This is a genomic window from Mycobacterium gallinarum (assembly GCF_010726765.1).
GTDB classification, from domain to species: domain Bacteria; phylum Actinomycetota; class Actinomycetes; order Mycobacteriales; family Mycobacteriaceae; genus Mycobacterium; species Mycobacterium gallinarum.
The window spans coordinates 1,066,779-1,086,775 of the sequence record NZ_AP022601.1; the positions used below are offsets into that span (position 1 = coordinate 1,066,779).

The 19,997-nt window shown below is 64.4% G+C and carries 21 protein-coding genes; 5 read left to right on the forward strand and 16 right to left on the reverse strand.

Annotated elements, in window-relative coordinates:
• Window positions 1–39: 39 nt before the first annotated feature.
• Window positions 40–537: a copper chaperone PCu(A)C domain-containing protein gene (locus G6N42_RS05355; RefSeq protein ID WP_232076084.1), complete on the reverse strand. Its 498-nt coding sequence runs from the start codon at window positions 535–537 to the stop codon at window positions 40–42.
• Between the two features lie 361 nt (window positions 538–898).
• On the opposite strand from G6N42_RS05355, the gene G6N42_RS05360 reads away from it, so the two are divergent.
• Window positions 899–1,771 carry a SigB/SigF/SigG family RNA polymerase sigma factor gene (locus G6N42_RS05360; protein ID WP_163727066.1) on the forward strand — a complete coding sequence of 291 codons (873 nt, stop codon included), beginning with the start codon at window positions 899–901 and terminating at the stop codon, window positions 1,769–1,771.
• A gap of 1 nt (window position 1,772) precedes the next feature.
• Window positions 1,773–2,297 carry a DUF421 domain-containing protein gene (locus G6N42_RS05365; RefSeq protein WP_163727068.1) on the forward strand — a complete coding sequence of 175 codons (525 nt, stop codon included), beginning with the start codon at window positions 1,773–1,775 and terminating at the stop codon, window positions 2,295–2,297.
• A gap of 112 nt (window positions 2,298–2,409) precedes the next feature.
• On the opposite strand, the gene G6N42_RS05370 is transcribed toward G6N42_RS05365, so the two are convergent.
• The 7 genes from G6N42_RS05370 to urtA form a co-directional block, all read right to left on the reverse strand.
• Entirely contained in the window at window positions 2,410–3,825 is a 1,416-nt protein-coding gene (locus G6N42_RS05370) for a DUF2254 domain-containing protein (protein ID WP_163727072.1), read from the reverse strand.
• A 58-nt stretch (window positions 3,826–3,883) separates the two neighbouring features.
• Window positions 3,884–4,558 (reverse strand): hypothetical protein, encoded by a 675-nt coding sequence (locus G6N42_RS05375; protein ID WP_163737015.1) that lies wholly within the window; start codon window positions 4,556–4,558, stop codon window positions 3,884–3,886.
• Between the two features lie 333 nt (window positions 4,559–4,891).
• Complete coding sequence (urtE, locus tag G6N42_RS05380; RefSeq protein ID WP_163727074.1) at window positions 4,892–5,584, reverse strand: urea ABC transporter ATP-binding subunit UrtE; 693 nt, start codon at window positions 5,582–5,584, stop codon at window positions 4,892–4,894.
• Window positions 5,584–6,417 carry an urea ABC transporter ATP-binding protein UrtD gene (gene urtD / locus G6N42_RS05385; protein WP_163727077.1) on the reverse strand — a complete coding sequence of 278 codons (834 nt, stop codon included), beginning with the start codon at window positions 6,415–6,417 and terminating at the stop codon, window positions 5,584–5,586. The genes urtE and urtD overlap by 1 nt, the downstream gene beginning before the upstream one ends.
• A complete protein-coding gene (gene urtC / locus G6N42_RS05390) occupies window positions 6,414–7,526 on the reverse strand; it encodes an urea ABC transporter permease subunit UrtC (protein WP_163727080.1) in 1,113 nt (370 codons plus the stop codon). Before urtC ends, urtD begins: the two co-directional genes overlap by 4 nt.
• On the reverse strand, window positions 7,523–8,407 hold the full coding sequence (gene urtB, locus G6N42_RS05395) for an urea ABC transporter permease subunit UrtB (protein WP_163727084.1): 885 nt from the start codon (window positions 8,405–8,407) through the stop codon (window positions 7,523–7,525). Before urtB ends, urtC begins: the two co-directional genes overlap by 4 nt.
• A gap of 37 nt (window positions 8,408–8,444) precedes the next feature.
• Window positions 8,445–9,710: an urea ABC transporter substrate-binding protein gene (gene urtA / locus G6N42_RS05400; RefSeq protein ID WP_163727086.1), complete on the reverse strand. Its 1,266-nt coding sequence runs from the start codon at window positions 9,708–9,710 to the stop codon at window positions 8,445–8,447.
• Window positions 9,711–9,954: 244 nt separating this feature from the next.
• Here urtA and G6N42_RS05405 point away from each other — a divergent pair, with 244 nt between their 5' ends.
• Together G6N42_RS05405 and G6N42_RS05410 are read left to right on the forward strand one after the other, a co-directional pair.
• Complete coding sequence (locus tag G6N42_RS05405; RefSeq protein WP_163737018.1) at window positions 9,955–10,371, forward strand: Rv2576c family protein; 417 nt, start codon at window positions 9,955–9,957, stop codon at window positions 10,369–10,371.
• 51 nt (window positions 10,372–10,422) lie between these two features.
• Window positions 10,423–11,469, forward strand: a complete 1,047-nt coding sequence (locus G6N42_RS05410; protein WP_163727089.1) for an Rv2578c family radical SAM protein — start codon at window positions 10,423–10,425, stop codon at window positions 11,467–11,469.
• 93 nt (window positions 11,470–11,562) lie between these two features.
• Here G6N42_RS05410 and G6N42_RS05415 read toward each other — a convergent pair whose 3' ends face one another.
• From G6N42_RS05415 to G6N42_RS05430, 4 genes are all read right to left on the reverse strand, one after another.
• Complete coding sequence (locus tag G6N42_RS05415) at window positions 11,563–12,819, reverse strand: acyl-CoA dehydrogenase family protein (RefSeq protein ID WP_163727090.1); 1,257 nt, start codon at window positions 12,817–12,819, stop codon at window positions 11,563–11,565.
• Window positions 12,816–13,952 (reverse strand): acyl-CoA dehydrogenase family protein, encoded by a 1,137-nt coding sequence (locus G6N42_RS05420; RefSeq protein WP_163727093.1) that lies wholly within the window; start codon window positions 13,950–13,952, stop codon window positions 12,816–12,818. Before G6N42_RS05420 ends, G6N42_RS05415 begins: the two co-directional genes overlap by 4 nt.
• A gap of 79 nt (window positions 13,953–14,031) precedes the next feature.
• Window positions 14,032–15,252 (reverse strand): amidohydrolase family protein, encoded by a 1,221-nt coding sequence (locus G6N42_RS05425; protein ID WP_163727096.1) that lies wholly within the window; start codon window positions 15,250–15,252, stop codon window positions 14,032–14,034.
• Between the two features lie 111 nt (window positions 15,253–15,363).
• Window positions 15,364–16,029, reverse strand: coding sequence for a TetR/AcrR family transcriptional regulator (locus G6N42_RS05430; protein WP_174262020.1), 666 nt, complete (start codon window positions 16,027–16,029; stop codon window positions 15,364–15,366).
• 78 nt (window positions 16,030–16,107) lie between these two features.
• On the opposite strand from G6N42_RS05430, the gene G6N42_RS05435 reads away from it, so the two are divergent.
• Window positions 16,108–16,992: an acyl-CoA thioesterase gene (locus G6N42_RS05435; protein WP_163727098.1), complete on the forward strand. Its 885-nt coding sequence runs from the start codon at window positions 16,108–16,110 to the stop codon at window positions 16,990–16,992.
• Here G6N42_RS05435 and G6N42_RS05440 read toward each other — a convergent pair.
• Genes G6N42_RS05440 through ypfJ form a run of 4 tightly spaced genes read right to left on the reverse strand, consistent with a single transcriptional unit; the run spans window position 16,989 to window position 19,962 of the window.
• Entirely contained in the window at window positions 16,989–17,822 is an 834-nt protein-coding gene (locus tag G6N42_RS05440; RefSeq protein WP_163727101.1) for a mycofactocin-coupled SDR family oxidoreductase, read from the reverse strand. The two genes, G6N42_RS05435 and G6N42_RS05440, sit on opposite strands and share 4 nt — an antisense overlap.
• On the reverse strand, window positions 17,806–18,339 hold the full coding sequence (locus G6N42_RS05445; RefSeq protein WP_174262021.1) for a DinB family protein: 534 nt from the start codon (window positions 18,337–18,339) through the stop codon (window positions 17,806–17,808). The genes G6N42_RS05440 and G6N42_RS05445 overlap by 17 nt, the downstream gene beginning before the upstream one ends.
• Window positions 18,339–19,016, reverse strand: a complete 678-nt coding sequence (locus tag G6N42_RS05450) for an MBL fold metallo-hydrolase (protein WP_163727108.1) — start codon at window positions 19,014–19,016, stop codon at window positions 18,339–18,341. The genes G6N42_RS05445 and G6N42_RS05450 overlap by 1 nt, the downstream gene beginning before the upstream one ends.
• 58 nt (window positions 19,017–19,074) lie before the next feature.
• Window positions 19,075–19,962 carry a KPN_02809 family neutral zinc metallopeptidase gene (gene ypfJ / locus G6N42_RS05455; protein ID WP_163727110.1) on the reverse strand — a complete coding sequence of 296 codons (888 nt, stop codon included), beginning with the start codon at window positions 19,960–19,962 and terminating at the stop codon, window positions 19,075–19,077.
• Between the last annotated feature and the right edge of the window lie 35 nt (window positions 19,963–19,997).

The following is a 19,997-nucleotide window of genomic DNA, read 5'->3' on the forward strand; positions in this document are numbered from 1 at the left end:
ACCGATTCCGCCGATGAGATTGTGACGCGAAGAGATTCGTCACGGACCTTGCACGGGACACGCCTCTACCGGCACTGGCAACGTCAGGTCGCCTGCACGCTCGAATTGGAATGTGACATCGGCCGTCATCGCGGGACGCAGATCCGGATCCAATCGATCCAACCGCACCGCCGGACCGCTCGGGTCGTTGGTGTTCGGCTGGCCAAAGCTGACCGTTGACTTGGGCGCGATAGTCACGCTGTCGATTACGCGCGCCTGCTCTGCCGCAGTCGTCGACAATCCGAGGAGTCGCTCGGCTTCCGCCGGACGGCTGTTCGTCACGGTAAACCGAATCTCGCCGCCGGCGTTGAGTTGAATCACGCATCGGCCGGGAACGTAGGCCGGCACGATGTAGGCGTTTTCGACGCTGGTGTCCTCCGTGTGTGACCCAGAGCCGCGGTTGGATGAGCCCAGCACCGGATCCTCGCCGCACCCGACGGCGCACCAGGCCAACGCCGCCGTTCCCACAAACGCGGAAGCCCGCGCTCTGAACTGCATTGACTGATCTCCTCCGCTTGACGCGATGCGATGTGTTGATGACACGGGCGCCGTCGAACCGCTGGCACGAATTCGAAGCCCTCCTGTCGACGACAGGGTGCCCCATCGAGCGCTGTTGATACCTGGCTGCAGAAGAGATCGTGCCGGATGCGGTGACGTACTTCGCCAACCTGAGAGCAGCCTGAGGTCTGCGTGCAGATTGCATTAGCGTTCGGCGCTTCAGGGGGGCTATCACCGCGTCGTGATTGCGATTAGGCAACGATCAAGCCGCGGACCGGTTTCTCGTTTTCATCGGGGTAGGCGCTCTACAGGTAGCAATCGAAGGGCATCAAGTCACTTCTGCGCCGCGGAAGGAGCCGACATGACCGTCACACAGCGCACTGGAACGAAAACCGCACCCGCCACGCGTGTTCTCGGCTGGACGAACATCGAGCAGCGGTTGGTGCAGATGGCCGACTGCGCCAACCATGAGGAGCGCCGACGACGACGGCAACGCATCATCACCGAGTGTCTGCCAATCGCGGATAACATTGCCTACCGGTTTGTCGGCCGAGGTGAGCCAGCTGATGATTTGAAGCAGGCCGCCCGACTCGGGTTGATCAAGAGTGTCGACCGCTTTGTGCCGGGCAAGGGTCGATTCATGGCGTTTGCGGTGCCGACGATCCGGGGAGAGGTGCGACGGCACTTCCGTGACAGCACCTGGTCGATGCGAGTCCCGCGTAAGGTTCAGGAGACGCAGCTCAGGATGCGGCGCACCGTGGACATGCTGTCTCAGCGGTTGAGTAGACCGCCGACGAATCAAGAAGTGGCAAGAGAACTCGGCGTCGACGTTGACGACGTATCGCAATCCGAGTCCGCGCACTCGGCGTACCGGCCGCAGTCGCTCGATGCTCCCCGCGGCGAACCTCAGGGAGCACAAGCAGTGAGTATCGGCGAGTCAGTAGGCGCGGACGATCCAGCCTTCGTCTTCGTCGAGGATCTCATCGTGCTGCGAGAAGTCATCGCCGAATTGGATCCGCGGCGGCGCGCAATTTTGTGTATGCGTTTCGTCGACTGCCTGACGCAACGGGAAATTGCCGTACGTCTCAACGTCTCGCAGGTACAGGTATCGCGACTCTTGAACGGCACATTGGCGCGACTCCGTCAACGGATGTGTGTCGATGCATCCTCGGCCGCACGTGTGTGCTCCCCTTCTCGGGCAGGGTCCGAGGATCCGACGAAAGTAGCTGAATGACATGTGGTTTGATGTGTGGAGTGACATCGCCAGGGTGGTGTTAATTGGGTCCGCGGCCTACATCACCTTGATCGTGGTACTGCGAATATCGGGGAAGCGCACTTTGGCCAAGCTCAACGCGTTCGACTTGGTGGTCACCGTCGCGGTCGGTTCCACCCTGGCCACGATTTTGCTCAACTCCGACGTGTCATTCGCCGAGGGCGTGACGGCGCTCGCGTTGCTGGCCGTGTTGCAGTTCCTCGCGGCGACCATTTCATCGCGGTTCAGGCTCGGGCGGGCTTTCGTGACTGCGCGACCTACTCTCCTTGTCTCGCAGGGTCGTTACCTGGACGAGGCGTTGAGGGACCAGCGCGTCAGTGTTGACCAGATTCGCCAAGCCATCCGGTCGACCGGACAGGGCGACGTCAGCCAGGTCGCCGCGGTGGTACTCGAGTCCGATGGGTCGCTCAGCGTCATCACTACAGACAAGATCGGCGACTGGTCAGCCTTGGCGGGATTGGCGATTGTTCGCGCATCGGACGGTTGAGAGTGTCGGCAACGAATAGAACTCCAGGAACAATGGATTCACGGGCACCGGGGGAATTATCCGGTGCCCGTTCCAAGGCCACCGCAGCGGCTTCCGCTCAGCACCTCCGGGATTAAACGGCGGCGTCCGAGGTTGGCGTCCAGTGCCGCTCGAGTGCCGCACGGACGTCCTGGGCGCACCGTTCCAGGCGGGTGCGGTCGACTACGTCGAATCCTTGCTCTGCCGCTGCGGTTTCCAGCCTTCGGAGACGATCTGCGACCGCCTTCCGGTGTGAGGGCAGGACCACCACCCACGCAAGTTCGCGCAGCAGGGTCAGCAACCTTTCCAGCACTGCGGAATCGCTTGCGCCGTAGTGCTGCGCTTGACTGCACACCAAATCGAGCAATTCGGGCATGTCTGGCCGCGCCACCACCACCCGTTGTATGTCGCGGCCATCTCGCAGGATCCGTTGTCCCAAGCGATATCCGGCGAGTTCACACAGGGCTGCGCTGCACGTATTCAGTCCGTGCACCGCGGTGGTGGGGTCGTTGACGCCAGGGCTCAGCGCGCGAATCACCACATCGGTCAGCTGGCGGAGCCCGTAGCCGATGTCCTGGGTCGTGGTGCGCTCGATGCCGGTTTCCAGGGCGCCGGCCACCCGCGCGCTCAATGATGCCAGCCGCTCTTCGTCAAGGGCAACACCCTGCTGGTCGGCGGACCAGCAGAACGCCACCGGCATCCCCGCCACGACGTAGGACCCCACCGGACGGTCGATCCATATCGCGACCTCGGCGTCTGTTGCCGCCGCCAGCAGGGACTTCTCGTCAACCGAGACAAGAAATCCCGACGATCGCGCCGTGATGATCGCCGCATTGGCGGGCGGGCGCGGTGCGAAGTCGCGGTCGGGGGTCTCGTCGGGTCGATCGAGCATGCGTGCTGCGGTGTCACTGATGTCGGCGCGGACGTGGTTGAGCATGGTCTCGATCCGAATCTGTCGGACCAGATGTCCGAGGAACAGGACCAGGGCCAGGACGCTGGCCATGGCCATCATGTAAGCGAATGTCACCGCGATCTGGGGGACAAACTCCGCGCCGCCGTCGCTGTCGTTGCGGACTGTACGCAGCACCGTCAACGCGTAGACGAACGTTGCGAGGAACAACGCGAGGGTGCGTTGAACGAACTGATCCGCTGCGAATGTTCTTAAGAGCCTGGGCGTGTACTGGCTGCTGGCCAGCTGCAGAGTGATCAAGGTCAGCGAGAACGTCAATGACGTCACGGTGATCAGCGACGTCGCGACGGCCCCGAGGACCTCCCTCGCTGCGTCGGCCCCGCCTCCGAACAAGTATTCCGAAAGCGTCGGGGGAATGTGCGCGTCGAGGGCGGCGTCGAGTTCGGGAAGGACGATGCCGGCGGCGACGGCGGTGACCACGCCGAGCGCAGGCACCGGCCATAGCCTGCTGCGCAGTGCCTCGAGAATCGCAGTGCGCCGCTGGCTGATCGCTCCGAGAAATCCGGGGGTGTCGCGCGGACCCCCGTCTTTCAACGCCATGGACGACCTACGCGGCGTGTCGGACAGAATGCTCGCCTTCGGCGGGCCGAGTTGACCATCAACGAGCCGATGTCGAATGCCGGCGATGGAACAAATCGCTCACTCGACGGCGTCGCGGTGTTTGGTCGTCGCTGTCGACAGCGGTTTCTGACTTATCCACTCTCTCAACAGTTTTCGATGTCATAAGCTCGGCGTCGCGACCGGCATCGTGTTCGGTTAAGGTCACCGGTGCGTCTGCACGTCTGATGTCGCGCAGGCTCCGCACCGACAACCGGCCCATGCACAGCGCGGCGATAAAGATCATCAATGCGCCCAAGCCGCTGAAGTAGGTCAACTCCAGCCACGCGGTCTTCGTCTCGGTCGTGGCGACCGGTGTGCCCACTTCACCGAGCCCCAACGGCGCAGCAACGGCGCGCCCCGCCACAAACCAAGCGCCGGCGAGGCCGCTCATCCATGCCCCCAGCATCGCTGTTGCACGGTTATCGGAAAGGGTGAGCAGCAGGCCACCGAGGACCGTGACCACTCCGGGAAGCACCTGGAGCCAGCCCCGCGCGGCTGTCCATGTCCACTCCTGGTCCGGCGTGAAGGCGAAGTTGAAGTAGGGCCCCAGAAAGGGGATCAACGCACCCCAGAGACCCAGGAGAATCAAGAGCAAGCCGGTGGCAGCGCCTCGGCTGCGGGGCATGTGCATCTTCCCACCGCGGCTTCGTATGCGGATGTTTACATTACTCATCAGGTCTCCTTGCGTGCCGGCCATCGAGTTACCACGTACCCCGGACGCGCATCGGCATACGTATTGATTCGAGTCCTGATACGGACCCATGCATGTCGTGTCCGAGCGGGGGACCTCACAACGCGCGGAACTGGATACTGTGCTGGCTGTTGTCGGCCTACACGGGTCGTGGTGGCGACGATGTCGGCGAAGATGCGCAGGTTGCCGGTGCACCGCTGAGGCGTTGTATTTGGGATGGTTCGGACCGGTGGGGGTGTCGGCGTTGTTCTACCTGACGTTCGAGGCGCACCGCTTGGGAGCAGATGAGACAGTGCTCGCGCTTGGTGACCGTCCCTAGATGGCCATGGCGGCACGCACGTCGGCCTCCGACGCCGAGCCGCCGGTACCGCTGGACGTGACGCGTCCCGCCTCCAGGATGTAGTACCGCTGCGCGGATTCCAATGCGAAGCCGATGTGCTGTTCGACCAGCAGCACCCCGAGGCCGCCGCGCTGTGTCAACGCTGTGATCGCCGCTTCGATCTCGGCGACGACCGAGGGCTGGATGCCCTCGGTCGGCTCGTCGAGGATCAGGCACTTGGGGGTGGTGATCAGTGCGCGGGCGATTGCCAGCTGCTGGCGCTGACCGCCGGACAACAGGCCGGCCCGTCGCGTGAGCAGTTCCTTCAACGCGGGAAACAAATCGAGCTGCTCGTCGATCAGCTGCTTACCGTTCTTTCGGCCGTCGGCGACGACCTGGAGATTCTCGGCCGTCGTCAGCTGACCGAAGGACTGCTGTCCCTGCGGCACATACGCCAAGCCACGCTTGACGCGGGCGCTGGGCCGTAGCTTGGTGAGTTCTTCGCCGTCGAACAGCACCTTGCCGGAGTTGCACTTCAGTAGGCCGACCGCCGCGCGCAGCAGCGTCGTCTTTCCTGCGCCGTTGTGCCCCATCACGGCGGCGACGCCGTCGGTCGGCACCTCGATGTTGGCGCCGTGGATGACCTCGGAGCGGCCGTACCCGGCGTGCACGTCGACCAGTTGCAGCATCAGGAGTTCTCCTCGACGAGTTCGATGCCGTCGGCGCCTGCCGCGGCGGTCCCCAGGTAGACCTCCTGCACCTTCGGGTTGGCCTGAACTTCGGCAACCGAACCCTCGGCGATCACCTGGCCGCGTGCCAGCACGGTCACCGACGTGGCGAATGCACGCATGAAGTCCATATCGTGTTCGACCACGACGACGGTGCGCTCGGCACCGATGCGGCGCAACAGGTTCCCGGTTTCTTCACCCTCTTCGGTACTCATGCCCGCCACCGGTTCGTCGAGCAGGAGCACGTCGGAGTTCTGGACCAGCAGCATGCCGATCTCCAGCCACTGCTTCTGTCCGTGGGCGAGCACTCCGGCGGGTTTGTCGGCCAGGTGGGTCAGCCCGATGGTGTGCATCGCCTGCTCGATCGTCGGGAGCACACCCTTGCGGCGCCGCAACAAGGTCCATGCGGATCGGGTCGCGCCGGCGGCGATGTCGAGGTTCTGCAGCACGGTCAGTTGCTCGAACACGCTCGCGGTCTGGAAGGTTCGGCCCACTCCGCTGCGCGCGATCTGGTGCACCTTCTTACCGAGCAGTTCGACGCCGGACTTGTTCACCGACCCGGTCGCCGACACCAGCCCGGTGATCGCGTCGATCACCGTGGTCTTTCCCGCACCGTTGGGCCCGATGAGGAATCGGAGGTCACCCTGGAACAAGGTGAGGTCGACGTCGCTGACCGCCTTGAAGCCGTCGAAATCGACTGTCAGTCCGCGAACTTCGAGGTACTGGGTGCCCATGCCGACGTCGCCGCCCTCGATGGGTTCCTTGCTTGCCGTGCTCGCGTCGACCTCGGTCATGAGCTGGCACCCACCTTCTCGGTGTCGGGGTCGGAGTCAGTGGCCTTTTCCGGAGGTGGTTCGACTTTGGCTTTGCGGCGACGCTTCAGGAACACACCCAGTCCGGCCAGACCCGCCGGGAAGAAGCCGACGACCACAATGAACAGCAGGCCCTGGGCGTACGTCCACTCCGACGGAAAACGTTCGGAGAACAGGGTTTGCGCCCACGCCACACCGATCGCACCCAGGACCGGACCCAGCAGTGTCGTGCGCCCGCCGATAGCGACCCCGATCAGAAACGCGATCGACGGAAGGATACCGACCTGTGAGGGTGCGATGAACCCGACGATCGGCGCGAACAGCGCGCCGGCGATGCTGGCGAAGAGTGCGGCGACGGTATAGGCGACGACCTTGATGTTGGCAGGGTCGTAGCCCAGGAAGCGCACCCGCTCCTCGCCGTCGCGCACAGCCACCAGCAACTCGCCGTAGCGGCTCTGCATCAGCTGCCGGACCACGGCGACGACCAGCAGCAACACGCCCGCGGCGATGAAGTAGAGCATCCGGCGGTTGGCCGGGTCGTTCAGGGTGAAACCGAAGAATGTGCGAAACCTGTTGAGCCCGTTGCTGCCACCGATGCTGGTCTGGCCGACGAGCAGGATCGCCAGAGCGGCGGCCAGCGCCTGCGACAGGATCGCGAAGTACGCGCCTTTGACACGGCGCTTGAAGACGCCGAAACCCAACGCCGCGGCGATGGCCGTCGGCACGAGCACGATCGCCAGCACCGTGAAGGCGGGGGAGGCGAACGGTTGCCAGTAGCCGGGCAGTTCGCGCACGCCGGCGATCTGCATGAAGTCGGGCACGTCGTCGCCGCGAATCTGCGCGTCGGCGATCTTGAGGTGCATGCCCATCATGTAGCCGCCGAGGCCGAAGAAGACGCCCTGGCCGAGCACCAGCATTCCACCCCGGCCCCAGGCCAGCCCGATGCCGACCGCGACAATCGCGAAGCACAAGAACTTGCCGAGCAGCGACAGCCGGAAGTCGGACAGCACCACCGGCGCGACCCCGAACAGCACGACCGCCGCGATACCGAAACCAGCCCAGGTCTGCCAACGGCCGAGAGCGGTTCTCACACCAAACTCCTTGTGCGAACGGTGAACAGACCCTGCGGGCGGGCCTGCAGGAAGATCACGATGATCACGAACACGATCACCTTGGCCAGCGACGCGGTGGTGTTGTACTCGATGAACGAGTTCAGGAAGCCCAGTGAGAACGCCGCGATCACGGTGCCCTTGATCTGGCCCAGCCCGCCGACCACGACGACCAGGAACGCGTCGATCAGATAGCTTTGCCCGATCGTCGGACTGGTCGACCCGATCATCGTCAACGCGACACCGGCGACGGCCGCGAGGCCCGAACCGATGAAGAACGTGGTGATGTCGGTCTTGCGCGAGGAGATGCCGCTGGTTTCGGCGAGGTCGCGGTTCTGCACGACCGCCCGGATGCGTCTACCCATCGGGCTGACCTTGAGCGCGGTCGCCAGCGCGGCCACACATGCGATCGCCAGTACCAGGATGAAGATCCGGGTCTTGGGCACGACCGCGCCGAAGATCTCCACGCCACCGGACAGCCACGCCGGAGCGATGACGTTGACCGCCGGCGCGCCGAAGATGTCGCGGGCGATCTGCTGCAGGATCAGTCCAACGCCGAACGTCACCAGCAGCGTGTCCAGCGGACGGTGGTACATCCGCTGGATCAAGGTGACTTCCAGCAGGGCACCCATGGCCCCGCCGACGACGAAGCCGACGATCAGCGAGATGAACAGGGACGCACCGGCACTGGAGATGATCTGCTGAACCACGTAGGCGGTGTAGCAGCCGGCCATGATGAACTCGCCGTGCGCCATGTTGATGACGCCCATCTGACCGAACGTCAGCGACAGTCCGAGCGCAGCCAGCAACAGGATCGAACCGAGGCTCAATCCCGTTGCCAGCTGCCCGATTAGAACATCCATACCGCTGTGGCTCTCCGTCGCTTCGCTCGCCGCGGAATCAGCCGGAGAGACCGGCGGCCCACGGGTACGACTTGAGGTACGGGTCCGGCTCGATCGGGCCGGGCGACTCCCAGATCGTGTAGATCAGCCCGTCGGGGCGGATCTCACCGATACGTGCCGTCTTGGTGATGTGGTTGTTCTCGCCATCGATGGTGACCAGACCCTCCGGCGCGTCGAAGGTGACGCCACCCGCATTCTCCTGGATGGCGCTGACCTCGAACGACTTTGCCTTCTCGACGGTGTTCTTCCACAGGTAGACCGAGACGTAGGCCGCCTCCATCGGATCCGACGTCGGCTTGTTGGCGCCGTACTTCTTCTTGTAGGCCTCGACGAATGCCTTGTTCACCGGGGTGTCGATCGTCTGGTAGTAATTCCACGCCGTCAGCTGTCCGGTGATGTTCTGCACACCGATGCCGCCGACCTCTTCCTCGGCTATCGACACCGAAACCACCGGCATGTCCTGCGGTGTGAGCCCCACGTTCTTGTACTCACGGAAGAACGCCACGTTCGAGTCGCCGTTCAGCGTGTTGAACACCGCGTCGGCGTTGGCGGTGCGGACCTTGTTGACGATGGTCGAGAAGTCCGTCGAGCCCAGAGGCGTGTAGTCCTCGCCCTTGATCTCGATACCGTTGGCCCCGGCGTAGGCCTTGATGATCCGGTTCGCCGTCTGGGGGAAGACGTAGTCACTGCCGACCAGATAGAGCGACTTGACGCCCTTCTCCTTGAGGTAGTCCAGGGCGGGCACGATCTGCTGGTTGGTGGTGGCGCCGGTGTAGAAGATGTTCTTCGAGGACTCCAGACCCTCGTACTGCACGGGGTAGTACAGCAGTGAGTTCGCGCTCTCGAATACCGGCAGCATCGCCTTGCGGCTCGACGACGTCCAGCCGCCGAACACCGCGGCCACGCAGTCGCTGCTGATCAGCTTCTCGGCCTTCTCGGCGAAGACCGTCGGCTCTGAGGCGCCGTCCTCACCCACGACCTGGATCTGCTTACCCAGTACGCCCCCGGCGGCGTTGATTTCCTCGACCGCCAACGCGATCGCGTCGCGCACCGTCACCTCGGAGATGGCCATCGTTCCCGACAGCGAGTTCAGCGAGCCCACCTTGATGGTCGAACCCGAGGTGTCGACACACGATTCGGCGTTTGCCGAGTCCGACTCGGTCGCCTTGCTTCCACAGCCCGCCAACAGCAGGCCCGCCACAGCGACGACGCTTCCCGTCGCAAGCGCAGACCTTCTCAATGAAGACCGTTGTGGTAGTCGCATTGACAGCCTTTCCCTATATCAGCAGCGCACATCGGGAGATGAGCGTCGGCTGGAGTGCAGAATTTGTGGCACCGCTGGGGTGTCGAATCGGGACGTTAGAGCGGCTGTGTTTCTGCGAAATGACTGTGTGTGACGAACAAATTAACCTGTCGGAGGACCGCTGTTTATTTGCCGTTGGCCCATGGCGGCATAGCTGATCTGACGTGCCTGTAACAGTCCGGTACGGTGCGGCGATGTGACCAACATGCGAAAAGCGACATCGATGGTCGGGGCGGCGCTCGTGCTTGCAGCAGGCTCACTTGCGGTCAGTCAGGCAACCGCAGCCGGGCAGGATCCCGCTCCGGCGGGACCAAACGTCAAATACGTTGTCACCGCGGACGCCCCGCTGAGCTTCGACATCAACTACGTGACCGGTTCGCCCGCGGACTTGCAGGCTTTCAACGCCGACGCGGCCGCCTACTCGACCAGGGGCAGCTTTGTTGTCCCGTGGGAGGCGACCGCGACGCTGTCCGACCCGCAGTGGGCGTACATCAGCGTGGCCCGGGCGGGCCATGCCATGGAGGCCCCGCCGAACGCGCACTGCGAGATCTGGGTCGACGGACAACTCGCCGTCCAGAACACAGGTCCGACGACGGCCTTCTGCCAACTGAGTCGCTGGTAGTCCGCGCGTAGTTACCTTGACATCGCATCGAACATAGGTTCGAATAGACCGGTGCGGTGGGATGGTCAGGGCGTCAGCGTCGACGACGGTGCATTGCCCGGCCTGCAGCGGATCGGATTTGTCCGGAGCGTGCGTTCGCCTCAGTTCGAGGGCATGACGTTTCACGAAATCCTCTGTAAATCCGCGTTGAACAAGGTGCCCAACGCCCGGCCCAATGTCTCCGGCCGCCCGGCTCCGTCGATGCTCCCTTTCAATTACACGGTCAACGGCTATCGCGGTTGTTCGCACGCCTGCCGCTACTGTTTCGCCCGGCCCACGCACGAGTATCTGGACTTCGACTCCGGCGCTGATTTCGACTCGCAGGTCGTCGTGAAGACCAACGTCGCCGACGTCCTGCGGCGTGAGCTGTCGCGACGTTCGTGGCAACGAGAGACAGTTGCACTCGGCACCAACACCGACCCATATCAGCGTGCCGAGGGTCGCTATGCATTGATGCCGGGAATCATTGGCGCACTGACCGATTCCGGAACGCCATTTTCGATCCTGACCAAGGGCACGCTGTTGCGCCGAGACTTACCGTTGATCGCAGAGGCAGCGCGACGCGTCGATGTCAGCGTCGCGATCTCACTGGCCGTCGGCGATCCCCAACTGCACAAGGATGTCGAGCCGGGGACGCCGTCACCGCAAGCCCGTCTCGGGCTCATCTCCGCGGTCCGCGAAGCGGGCCTGGACTGCCATGTGATGGTGGCGCCGGTTCTTCCCCACCTGACGGATTCGGCGGACCATCTGGATGCGCTCTTGGCTCAGATCGCAGAAGCGGGAGCGACGGGGGTGACGGCCTTCGGTCTGCATCTGCGGGGTTCAACGCGTGGGTGGTTCATGGCGTGGCTGGCGCGGTCGCATCCCGAGCTGGTGTCGAAGTATCGCGAGTTGTACAAGCGCGGAGCGTATTTGCCGTCGGACTACAGGAAAACGCTGCACGGCAGGGTGACGCCGCTGATCGCCAAACATGGTCTGGCACCCGACCGCCGCTCGTTCCGAGCCTCGGCGGCACCCGCCGTCGATTGCGCGGAAGTCCTGCAGCCGACGCTGTTCTAGCTCCGTCGAAACTGTCCCCGGCTTCGCGTGGGGCCCTGACAGATCGCGATTTGAGCGGGATTTGCGATCTCCTAGCAGTCTCGGCGATATTGCCTAGCCCTTGTTCCGCTTGACCTGATTGAACGGCACGCCCCGGTCTGCGGCATGCTCACGCGGAAAGCCCAGGACGCGTTCACCGATGATGTTACGGGCGATCTCGGTGGTACCGCCGCCGAGCGCCGCCGCCTGCCGCGACAGATAGCGTTCGCCGTAGCGGATCATGTCGTCACCGACATCCACGACGCCCGAACTGCCGGTCAGCGACAGCACAGTGTCGAACTCCAGGTGATGTACCTCGGCGTGGGTCACCCGGATGATCGAACCCGCGGCCGGCGGCAGCGAGCCGTCGAGAACGCCGTGATACACGTGATCGATCAGCTGCTCGCGTACCGCGCGGTGCACCAGCGCGCGACCCGCCATTTCCTGCGCTCGCTCACTGTCGGCCTGCCCGGTCGCTTCCAGCAGCGCGACGTAATCGATCGGCACATCCGACTTGCCTTCGGCGCCAATGCCACTCGCGAACTCAGAGCCGCCTCCGACCGCCCGGCGCTCGTGGTACAGCTGCCGGGACGCCACGTGCCAGCCGCCATTGACTTCTCCGACGACGGCATCGTCACCGAGCTCGAGGTTGTCGAAGAACTCCTCACAGAACTCGACCGACCCGTTGACCTGCTTGATGCGCCGCAGTGTGATCCCCGGGCTGTTGATGGGCACCAGGAACATCGTCAGGCCTTCGTGCTTGGGCACATCCCAGTCGGTGCGCGCGAGCATCAGCCCATAGTCCGCGGCGAACGCACTGGTGCTCCAGGTCTTGGCGCCGTTGATCACCCATTTGTCGCCTTTACGGTCGGCGCGGGTGATGACGCCGGCCAGATCGGACCCGCCGCTAGGCTCCGACAGCAGCTGCACGAGCACCTCGTCGCCCCGCAGCGCGGCCGAGATGTGTTGCTGCTTCTGCTCTTCTGATCCAGTGTCCAGGATGGTCGCGGCGCATATCGTGAACGTCGGGGTGTTCAGGATGACCGGAAGCTCGTAACAGCGCGACTCGTTGTTGAACGCCTTCTGGTAGGCAATCGGTAGCCCGAGGCCGCCGTATTCGCGGGGGAAGCAGATGCCGGCGAACCCGCCCTCGTACAGCTTCTTCTGCAACTCCCGGGCGCGGTGCCAGGGTGCCTCTTCGCCCCTGTCGTGCTCGGGCGGGTTGGCCGGGTCGATGGGCGGCATGTTCTCCGCCAACCAGGTGCGGGCACGCGTGGCGAACTCTTCGACAGACTCGGTCGTTTCAGTCGCTGCCGATGCGGTGTCGGTCATGAGGCGTTTTCCAGATTCTTGGTGAGCGCATACACGCGCAGATTGTGGTCTTCCGGCGTGCCGAACAGCGAGCGGTACAGCGTGGCCCGCCGCAGGAAGATATGCAGGTCGTGCTCCCAGGTGACACCGATGCCGCCGTGCAGCTGAATGCAGTCCTGCAGCATGCCCGGAGCATGTTCGCCCACATAGGATTTCGCGACGCTGACCGCCATCTCGGCGCCGGCCGAGCGCGCGGCCACCTCGGCGACCGCGGCGTTCGTCGTCGCCCGGCACGACTCGAACCAGATCTTCAGGTCGGCGTACTTGTGTTTCAGCGCCTGATACGAGCCGATCGGCCTGCCGAACGAATGCCGGTCGAATCCCCATTGGATGGTGAAGTCCAGCACCGTCTCCAGGATGCCGACGATCTCGGCGCACTGAAGGATCGCCGCGATCTGGCTCTGCCGCTCGATGAGCGCCGGCGTCTGCTCCGCAGAGCCGACGGCCGCGGTGGCATCCACCTCGACACCGTCGAATTGCACTCGGGCAAAGGTCTTCACCATGTCGAGCGACCGTTGCGCTGCCACGGTGACACCCGCCGCGTCGGTCGGAACCAGGAACTGTCGCACCGCGTCGTCGCAGCGGGCCACCACCAGCAGCACCGTACTGTCGCCGGCCGCCTCGACGCGGTCCTTCGCGCCGTCGATGCGATATCCGGTGTCGGTGCGCGTCGCGGTCACCGCAGCATCGAGCGGCTGCCACTGCTTGCCCGGCTCGTAGGCCGCCCACGAGGCGACGATCTCGCCTGAGATCAGCGATTCGATTGTCTGCTCGTGGTTCTCGGGGGCCTCGGCCAAACCCGCCAGGACGATGCTGACCGGATGCAGCGGACCCGGTGCCACGCTGCGGCCGGACAATTCCGCGACCAGAGCGAGGTCGGCGACGCCGTCGCCTGACACGTTGCCGCCGCCGAGTTCCTCGGGCACCAGCAAGCTGGTCCAGCCGAGTTCGGCGGCGCGCTGCCACCAGTCCATCTCGAAGGACCTTCCGGCGTCGTGGAGTTCACGCAGTCGGCCCAGCGACGCGCCCTTCTCGAGGAACGACTGGGTGGTCGAGGCGAAGAGTAGCCGTTCTGGGTTTGCGACGTCGGTCACGGCGCGAACTCACTTTCGCTGACGCGTGAACGTGCGTGCCGGAGCACCGACACGCACGTCACGATGGATGCCGTTGGGATCAGGCGAATTCCAATGCGGGGACACCCGGCTTGTGGACGATCTCGTTCGGGACCTTGAACAGATCGATCATGTTGCCACCCATGACCTTTCGCTGCCCTTCGGCATCGAGTCCCTGGAGATCGTCGACCAGATGCGTCGGCTGCGACAAGCCCTCGGGGTGCGGCCAGTCGGAACCGAAGATCACGCGGTCGATGCCCAGCAGGTCGGCCATCTGGGCGAAGTCGTCCTCCCAGAACGGGGCGACGTACACGCAGCGGTGGAACGCCTCGATCGGATCCTCCAGGAAGCCCTGCGGCATCTTCGAGTAGACCTGCTTGAACTGCTTGAACAGGTAGGGCACCCAGTCGGCGCCGTTCTCGATGGACAGCACACGCAGATCCGGGTTGCGGGTCAGCGCACCGTGGCACACCAACGCCGCCATGGTGTCCTCGATAGGCCGCTTGCCCATCGCAACCATCCGGAACGCGGTGGGCGCGAACGGTTTGAACTCGTCGCCGGGCTCCCAGTCGTTGAGGTACTCGGAGTATCCGCTGTCCGAGGCGTGCATCGAGACGGGGATGCCGGCCTTGACGCAGGCGTCCCAGAATGGGTCGAACTCCTCGACACCCAGCGAGCGGGTTCCGCGGTAGCCGGGCACCGGGGCGGGGCGCACCAACACGGTCTTTGCACCGCGCTCCAGGCACCAGTCGAGTTCCTCGAGTGCGCGATCGACGTTGCCCAGGTTGATCACCGGGGTGGAGAAGATGCGGTCCTCGTAGTTGAACTGCCAGGTCTCGTACATCCACTGGTTCAGCGCGTGAACGATGTCGAGGATGAGGTCCGGATCGTCCTTCAGTCGCTCCTCGACCAGGCTGGCCAGCGTCGGGAACATCAGGGAGTAGTCCAGGCCGAGGCTGTCCATCACCTCGAGGCGGGCTTCGGGGTTGCGGAACGCCGGAATGGACTTCATCGGCTTACCCATGACCTCGCGGAAGCTCTTGCCGCCACTGCCGTGCCGGAAGTACTCCTCCTGGGCGCCGGGACGCGCGACCACCTCGAACGTCGGGTTCGGGATGTAATCGCTGACGACGTTGCGCACCATGATCTTGGTGCGTCCGCGGACGTCGATGTAGTCGATGACGCCCTTGCGGTGATCCGGCAGGAACTGGGTCAGGGCTTCTTTGGGCTCGTAGAAGTGGTTGTCGGCGTCGAACACCGGATAGGGGAGTTCGCGGGTCATAGTTGCGCCTCCTTAAGACTGACTTGGCTGTGATGGTAATGACATTACCACGTCTGGACCAGCGAAAACACCACCCCAGGTTGAGGCGTTTTCACATCTTTGCGGTGCAGGTCAGGCGGGGTCGCGGCGTCCGGCGAGGCTGCTGAGGCAGAAGTCGTAGATGTGGTCGGCGTCGACCGGAACTCCGGTGAGTTCTGCGCCGAGCACCCGCAGACGCATCGCCCCCAGCGCCGACTGCATGATCAGGGCCGCTGTCGCGTCGACGTCGATGTCGGCACGGAATGCGCCCTCGTCGATGCCGCTCCGGATGATGTCCTTGATCAGCTCGTGCACCGGAGACAGAACACGGGCGTACTCGCTTGGCAGCGCCTCGGCCAACCGGTCGTTGTAGAACGTCAGGCCGCGGTTGACCTTGTCCTGCGTGGTCGTCTCCGCGGGCGTGCAGATGCGATCAATGAGTATTCGCAAAGCGTCGGCTGCGGGCAGTCCGGCGGTGTCCTCGCGCCACTTTCGCGTCGACTCCGACATGATCTTGTCGACCAGTGCCAGCAACAACTCGTCCTTGGTGGAGAAGTGCTGGTAGAAGGATCGCAGGGAGGTCTTGGACCGTTCGACGACCTCGAGCACCGTGAAGTCCGTGCGGCCGGTCTCGCCGAGAATTGCCAACGCCGACTTCATGAATCGCTTCGGGCGCGATTCCGGGTCCAGATCCACGACGTCGTCCGACGCCGCTGCGCGGGCGCCTCCGCTCGGCGGCCGAACGCCACGCTTCGCCATGACACCTCCCCGGTTGTGCGCGTGAATGTCGGTAACGACGTTACCGCTTTTACCCCGGCTCGGTTAGTGTTCCCTCCCATGACCACAGACTCGGCGCAGACGCCCTGGACCGTTGAGAGCCTGCTCGAATTGTTCGACGTGCGGCCGGACGGAGAGAACAGATTCATCGCCGAGACGGGTCCGGCAGGCCAGGACGACCGCCAGGTGGTCGAGGGTACGCAGGTCCTTGCGCAGGCTATTGTCGCTGTGGCCAAACGCTTTCCGGGGAAGTCCGTGCGATCGGCGTCGGCGGTGTTCGCCCGTGCGGTCATGGTCGGCGCGGGCCCGGTCGAGCTGGAGCTGGACGTGGTCAACGAAGGCCGGTCGACGGCGACCGCGATTGTCGCGGCCAAGCAGAACGGCAAGCGGTGCATCACGGCGACCGTGCTGACCGACGTACCCACCGCCGATGTCATCCGCCACCACCTGCCGCGGCCCGACGTCACGGGTCCCGAAGACGCGCACGTGTCGGAGATGCCGATGACCGGACGCCAGCTGCGTCTGGTCGACGTCGTCGACGTGAACAGCCCCGACGAGGTCGGACCACCCGAGCTGTACGCCTGGCTGCACTACGATCCGATTCCAGCCCGCGACGACCTCGCCAAGGCGCTGATCGCGTATTTCACCGGACACCTTGGTATTTCGACGACGATGCGCGCACACGAAGGCGTCGGGACCGCGCAGGCGCATCTGACCGTATCGACGGCGCCGATGACGATCACGGTCAGCTTCCACGAACCGTTCTCGTGGGACGGCTGGCTGCTCTACACGCACGAGAGCACCCAGGTGGGCGCGGGCATGTCCTATGTCCGCGGGGTCGTCCACACCGAAAGCGGTGAGCTCATCGCCTCGTTCGCCCAGGACGCCTTGATCCGCCCGCTGCGCACCACCGATACGAGTATCAAGGAGCAGTCGCGGCTCTAGATCTTGAGATAGCCCTTGTCCGCGGGGATCTGGGCGGCGGTCACGAGCGACGACGCGTCGCTGGCCAACCACAGCACGATGTCGGACACCAAGTCGGGTGCGGCAAGCGAATCCGTAGGCAGCGCGCCGGGGGAGAAGCTGTGGATGAAGTTCTGGTGATTGGCGAACATCTGCCACATCGAGGCGTCGTTTCCCATCGGCGTGTCGGTGCCGTAGGGATGGACGGAGTTCACGCGAATCCCGAACTCGCCCAGCTCCACCGCGAGCGAGTTGGTCAGTGCAACAACGCCGAACTTGCTCGCGCAGTAGTGGCCGCAACCCGGAACGGCCTTGATGCCGGCCGCCGAGCTGATGTTGATGATCGACCCGCCGTTGCCTGCCTCGATCATCGCGGGAACCACCGCCTTGATGGTGTTCCACACCCCCGTCAGGTTGGTGTCCACGACCTCTTGGAACTGTTGTGCCGAAATCTCCCACAGTCGGCCCCAATTCAGCACACCGGCGTTCGCGACGACGATGTCGAGCCGGCCGAACTGTTCGATCGTGTCGGCGACCACACGCTGCTGGCCGTCGAGGTCGCGCACGTCGACCTCTTCCGCGCGGATCTTGCGCCCCTCGCCCTCGACCAGGCTCACCGTCTCGGCCAGATCCTCGGGTAGCGCCGGGGGATAGCCGTTGTGCTCGGCGACCGGCCCGCAGGCATCGATCGCAACGATGTCAGCACCGGCTCGAGCCAGTCGAATGCAGTGTGAACGTCCTTGTCCGCGCGCCGCTCCCGTGACGTAGGCGACCTTGCCCGCCAGCGGTGTGTCTTCAGCCATGCCCGACATCGTGCGCGTGATGGACGATGTCGTGCAAGTGGTAGATCGCAATGGATGCAACCGTGAACTCACTGCCATTGCTGCGCAGCCCCCGCCGCGACCACGCGTCGGCCGGTACGCGTGTGTAAGTGTCGGCGACGATGTCGGCGGCGTCGAACAACTCGGTGGCGACCGTGGCCGGGTCCTGTGCGCCGTAGTTGTCGGACCGCGCCGTCTCGTCTTGATCCCAATTGGGGAACAGCGGTTCGTCTTCGCCGAGCATCAACCGGACGCGGTGATCGAAGATGCGGTGCACGTCGCGGATATGGCAGCCGTACTCCAACTTTGACCACACGGTCGGTGCCGGCCGCTCCCTGACGCCGGCCTGGGCCAGTCGCGACACCCAGTCGGCGGCGTCGGCGCGGATGCGGTCGGCCACCTCGGTGTGGTGCACGGCGTGCGGGGCAAAGCCGCATTCGGGGCAGGATTGCGACAACACCCAAGTCCAGTCCTTGGTGTCGGGCGCGATGGGATCGTGCTCGGGCATCACCCGGTCAGTGTGACAGCCGTGTCGCGGATGCGGGTGCGGGCGGCCGAGACGATCGGTTCTCCGTGGCCGAAGCAGGCCGTTTCGACATCGAGTTCCGCCAGTCGTTTGAACGCTGTGACGGTCTGCGCCCGGTCCTGGTTGAACGTACCGAGCATGACCGTCCCGACGTTGGCGATGGTGTCGCCGGTGAACAACACGCCACGGCTGGGCAGGTGGATCGCGATGCTGCCGTCGGTGTGGCCGGGGATGGCCAGGATCTCCGCGGCGCCACCGAAGTCCAGCACGTCGCCGTCGTGCAGTTCGCGCAGACCGGGTACCGGTGGTGCCGCCTTGGGCAGGCCGGCTGAAACACGTTGGTGAATGGGGATTTCCCAGTCCTCGAAGACCGGCGGTGGCATGGCGGTACCGTTCCGGATCTCCATGGCGTCGCCGGCACCGGCGAAAACGGTTGCACCCGTGGCGTCTTGCAGCTCGGCCGCCGAACCGCAGTGGTCGACGTGGCCATGGGTCAGCACGATCCGGTCTATCCGCGGCACTGCTGCCAGGATCTCGTCACCCGAACCGGGAGCGCCGGTGTCGATGAGGGTGACCGAATCGCCGTCGCGCCACACGTAGACCTGCCATCCGCGCACGACGAGCATGGTGAGTTCGGGTGTGACGGTGACGGTGTCCATATGATCGACGCTAGATCTCCGCGCGCGGCGATCGCACCGGATCAGCTAGCGGCGAAATCTAGCCCAAATCGGTGGCGGAATACGTGTCACAGCTGTTGATGTCGCCGGTCCGGTATCCCTCGGTGAACCACTTCTGGCGTTGTTCGGAGGATCCGTGCGTCCACGCCTCGGGGTTGACGCGTCCGGTGGCGGCCTGCTGGATGCGATCGTCACCAACCGATGCCGCGGCCGACAGCGCGTCGGCAATGTCTTTGTCGCTCAATGGCTCCAGGAACGGCACCCCGGTGCTTTCCTGCTTGGTAATGGTCGCGTAGTGCGCCCAGATGCCCGCATAGCAGTCGGCCTGTAATTCAGTACGCACGCCGCCGCCGGTGGCGCCCTCCGGATCCTGCTGGGCACGGACCAGCGAGCCCTCGAGGTTCTGGACGTGGTGGCCGTACTCATGAGCGACCACATACTCCTGAGCCAGCGGGCCGCCGCTGGAACCGAACTGGTCGCGCAACACGTCGAAGAAGCCGACATCGAAGTACGCCGTTCGATCGCCCGGGCAGTAGAAGGGGCCGACGTCGCTGGTCGCAGGTCCACAGGCGGTCTGGACCTGATTGGTGAAAATTTCCATCCGCGGCCGCTCGTAGCCGGGCAGCAACTGCTGCCACACGGCGTCCACCGAGTTGCCCGTCGCGACCACGCGGCACTGCACGATGTTGTTCGCGTCCTCGCCGGTCTTGCATTGGCTGAGATCGAAGCCGGGTGTCTCGACGCCTCCGGTGTCGTACTGCTGCGGCGGCACGACCGTACTGGGATCGACTCCGAGGAACACCGCGACGACGAGGATGAGGAGGCCGCCGATTCCGCCGCCGACGGCGATGCCACGGCCGGGACCACGACCGCCGCCACTGGTGGACGTGGTGCTCGTGTCGATCTGCATGCCCTCGTTGAACGTCATTGCCCTACCTCATTCGCGTCCATGTCCACGCCGTC

What these genes read in the sequence shown, in the direction of transcription:
- G6N42_RS05415 (WP_163727090.1), bottom strand. Translation starts at nt 12,819, where the DNA reads ATGACCGACACCGCATCGGCAGCGACTGAAACGACCGAGTCTGTCGAA.
- G6N42_RS05370 (WP_163727072.1), bottom strand. Translation starts at nt 3,825, where the DNA reads ATGGCGTTGAAAGACGGGGGTCCGCGCGACACCCCCGGATTTCTCGGA.
- G6N42_RS05375 (WP_163737015.1), bottom strand. Translation starts at nt 4,558, where the DNA reads ATGAGTAATGTAAACATCCGCATACGAAGCCGCGGTGGGAAGATGCAC.
- G6N42_RS05360 (WP_163727066.1), top strand. Translation starts at nt 899, where the DNA reads ATGACCGTCACACAGCGCACTGGAACGAAAACCGCACCCGCCACGCGT.
- urtB (WP_163727084.1), bottom strand. Translation starts at nt 8,407, where the DNA reads ATGGATGTTCTAATCGGGCAGCTGGCAACGGGATTGAGCCTCGGTTCG.
- G6N42_RS05450 (WP_163727108.1), bottom strand. Translation starts at nt 19,016, where the DNA reads ATGGACACCGTCACCGTCACACCCGAACTCACCATGCTCGTCGTGCGC.
- G6N42_RS05445 (WP_174262021.1), bottom strand. Translation starts at nt 18,339, where the DNA reads ATGCCCGAGCACGATCCCATCGCGCCCGACACCAAGGACTGGACTTGG.
- G6N42_RS05405 (WP_163737018.1), top strand. Translation starts at nt 9,955, where the DNA reads ATGCGAAAAGCGACATCGATGGTCGGGGCGGCGCTCGTGCTTGCAGCA.
- G6N42_RS05365 (WP_163727068.1), top strand. Translation starts at nt 1,773, where the DNA reads ATGTGGTTTGATGTGTGGAGTGACATCGCCAGGGTGGTGTTAATTGGG.
- G6N42_RS05440 (WP_163727101.1), bottom strand. Translation starts at nt 17,822, where the DNA reads ATGTCGGGCATGGCTGAAGACACACCGCTGGCGGGCAAGGTCGCCTAC.
- G6N42_RS05435 (WP_163727098.1), top strand. Translation starts at nt 16,108, where the DNA reads ATGACCACAGACTCGGCGCAGACGCCCTGGACCGTTGAGAGCCTGCTC.
- G6N42_RS05425 (WP_163727096.1), bottom strand. Translation starts at nt 15,252, where the DNA reads ATGACCCGCGAACTCCCCTATCCGGTGTTCGACGCCGACAACCACTTC.
- G6N42_RS05355 (WP_232076084.1), bottom strand. Translation starts at nt 537, where the DNA reads ATGCAGTTCAGAGCGCGGGCTTCCGCGTTTGTGGGAACGGCGGCGTTG.
- G6N42_RS05430 (WP_174262020.1), bottom strand. Translation starts at nt 16,029, where the DNA reads ATGGCGAAGCGTGGCGTTCGGCCGCCGAGCGGAGGCGCCCGCGCAGCG.
- urtE (WP_163727074.1), bottom strand. Translation starts at nt 5,584, where the DNA reads ATGCTGCAACTGGTCGACGTGCACGCCGGGTACGGCCGCTCCGAGGTC.
- ypfJ (WP_163727110.1), bottom strand. Translation starts at nt 19,962, where the DNA reads ATGACGTTCAACGAGGGCATGCAGATCGACACGAGCACCACGTCCACC.
- urtA (WP_163727086.1), bottom strand. Translation starts at nt 9,710, where the DNA reads ATGCGACTACCACAACGGTCTTCATTGAGAAGGTCTGCGCTTGCGACG.
- urtD (WP_163727077.1), bottom strand. Translation starts at nt 6,417, where the DNA reads ATGACCGAGGTCGACGCGAGCACGGCAAGCAAGGAACCCATCGAGGGC.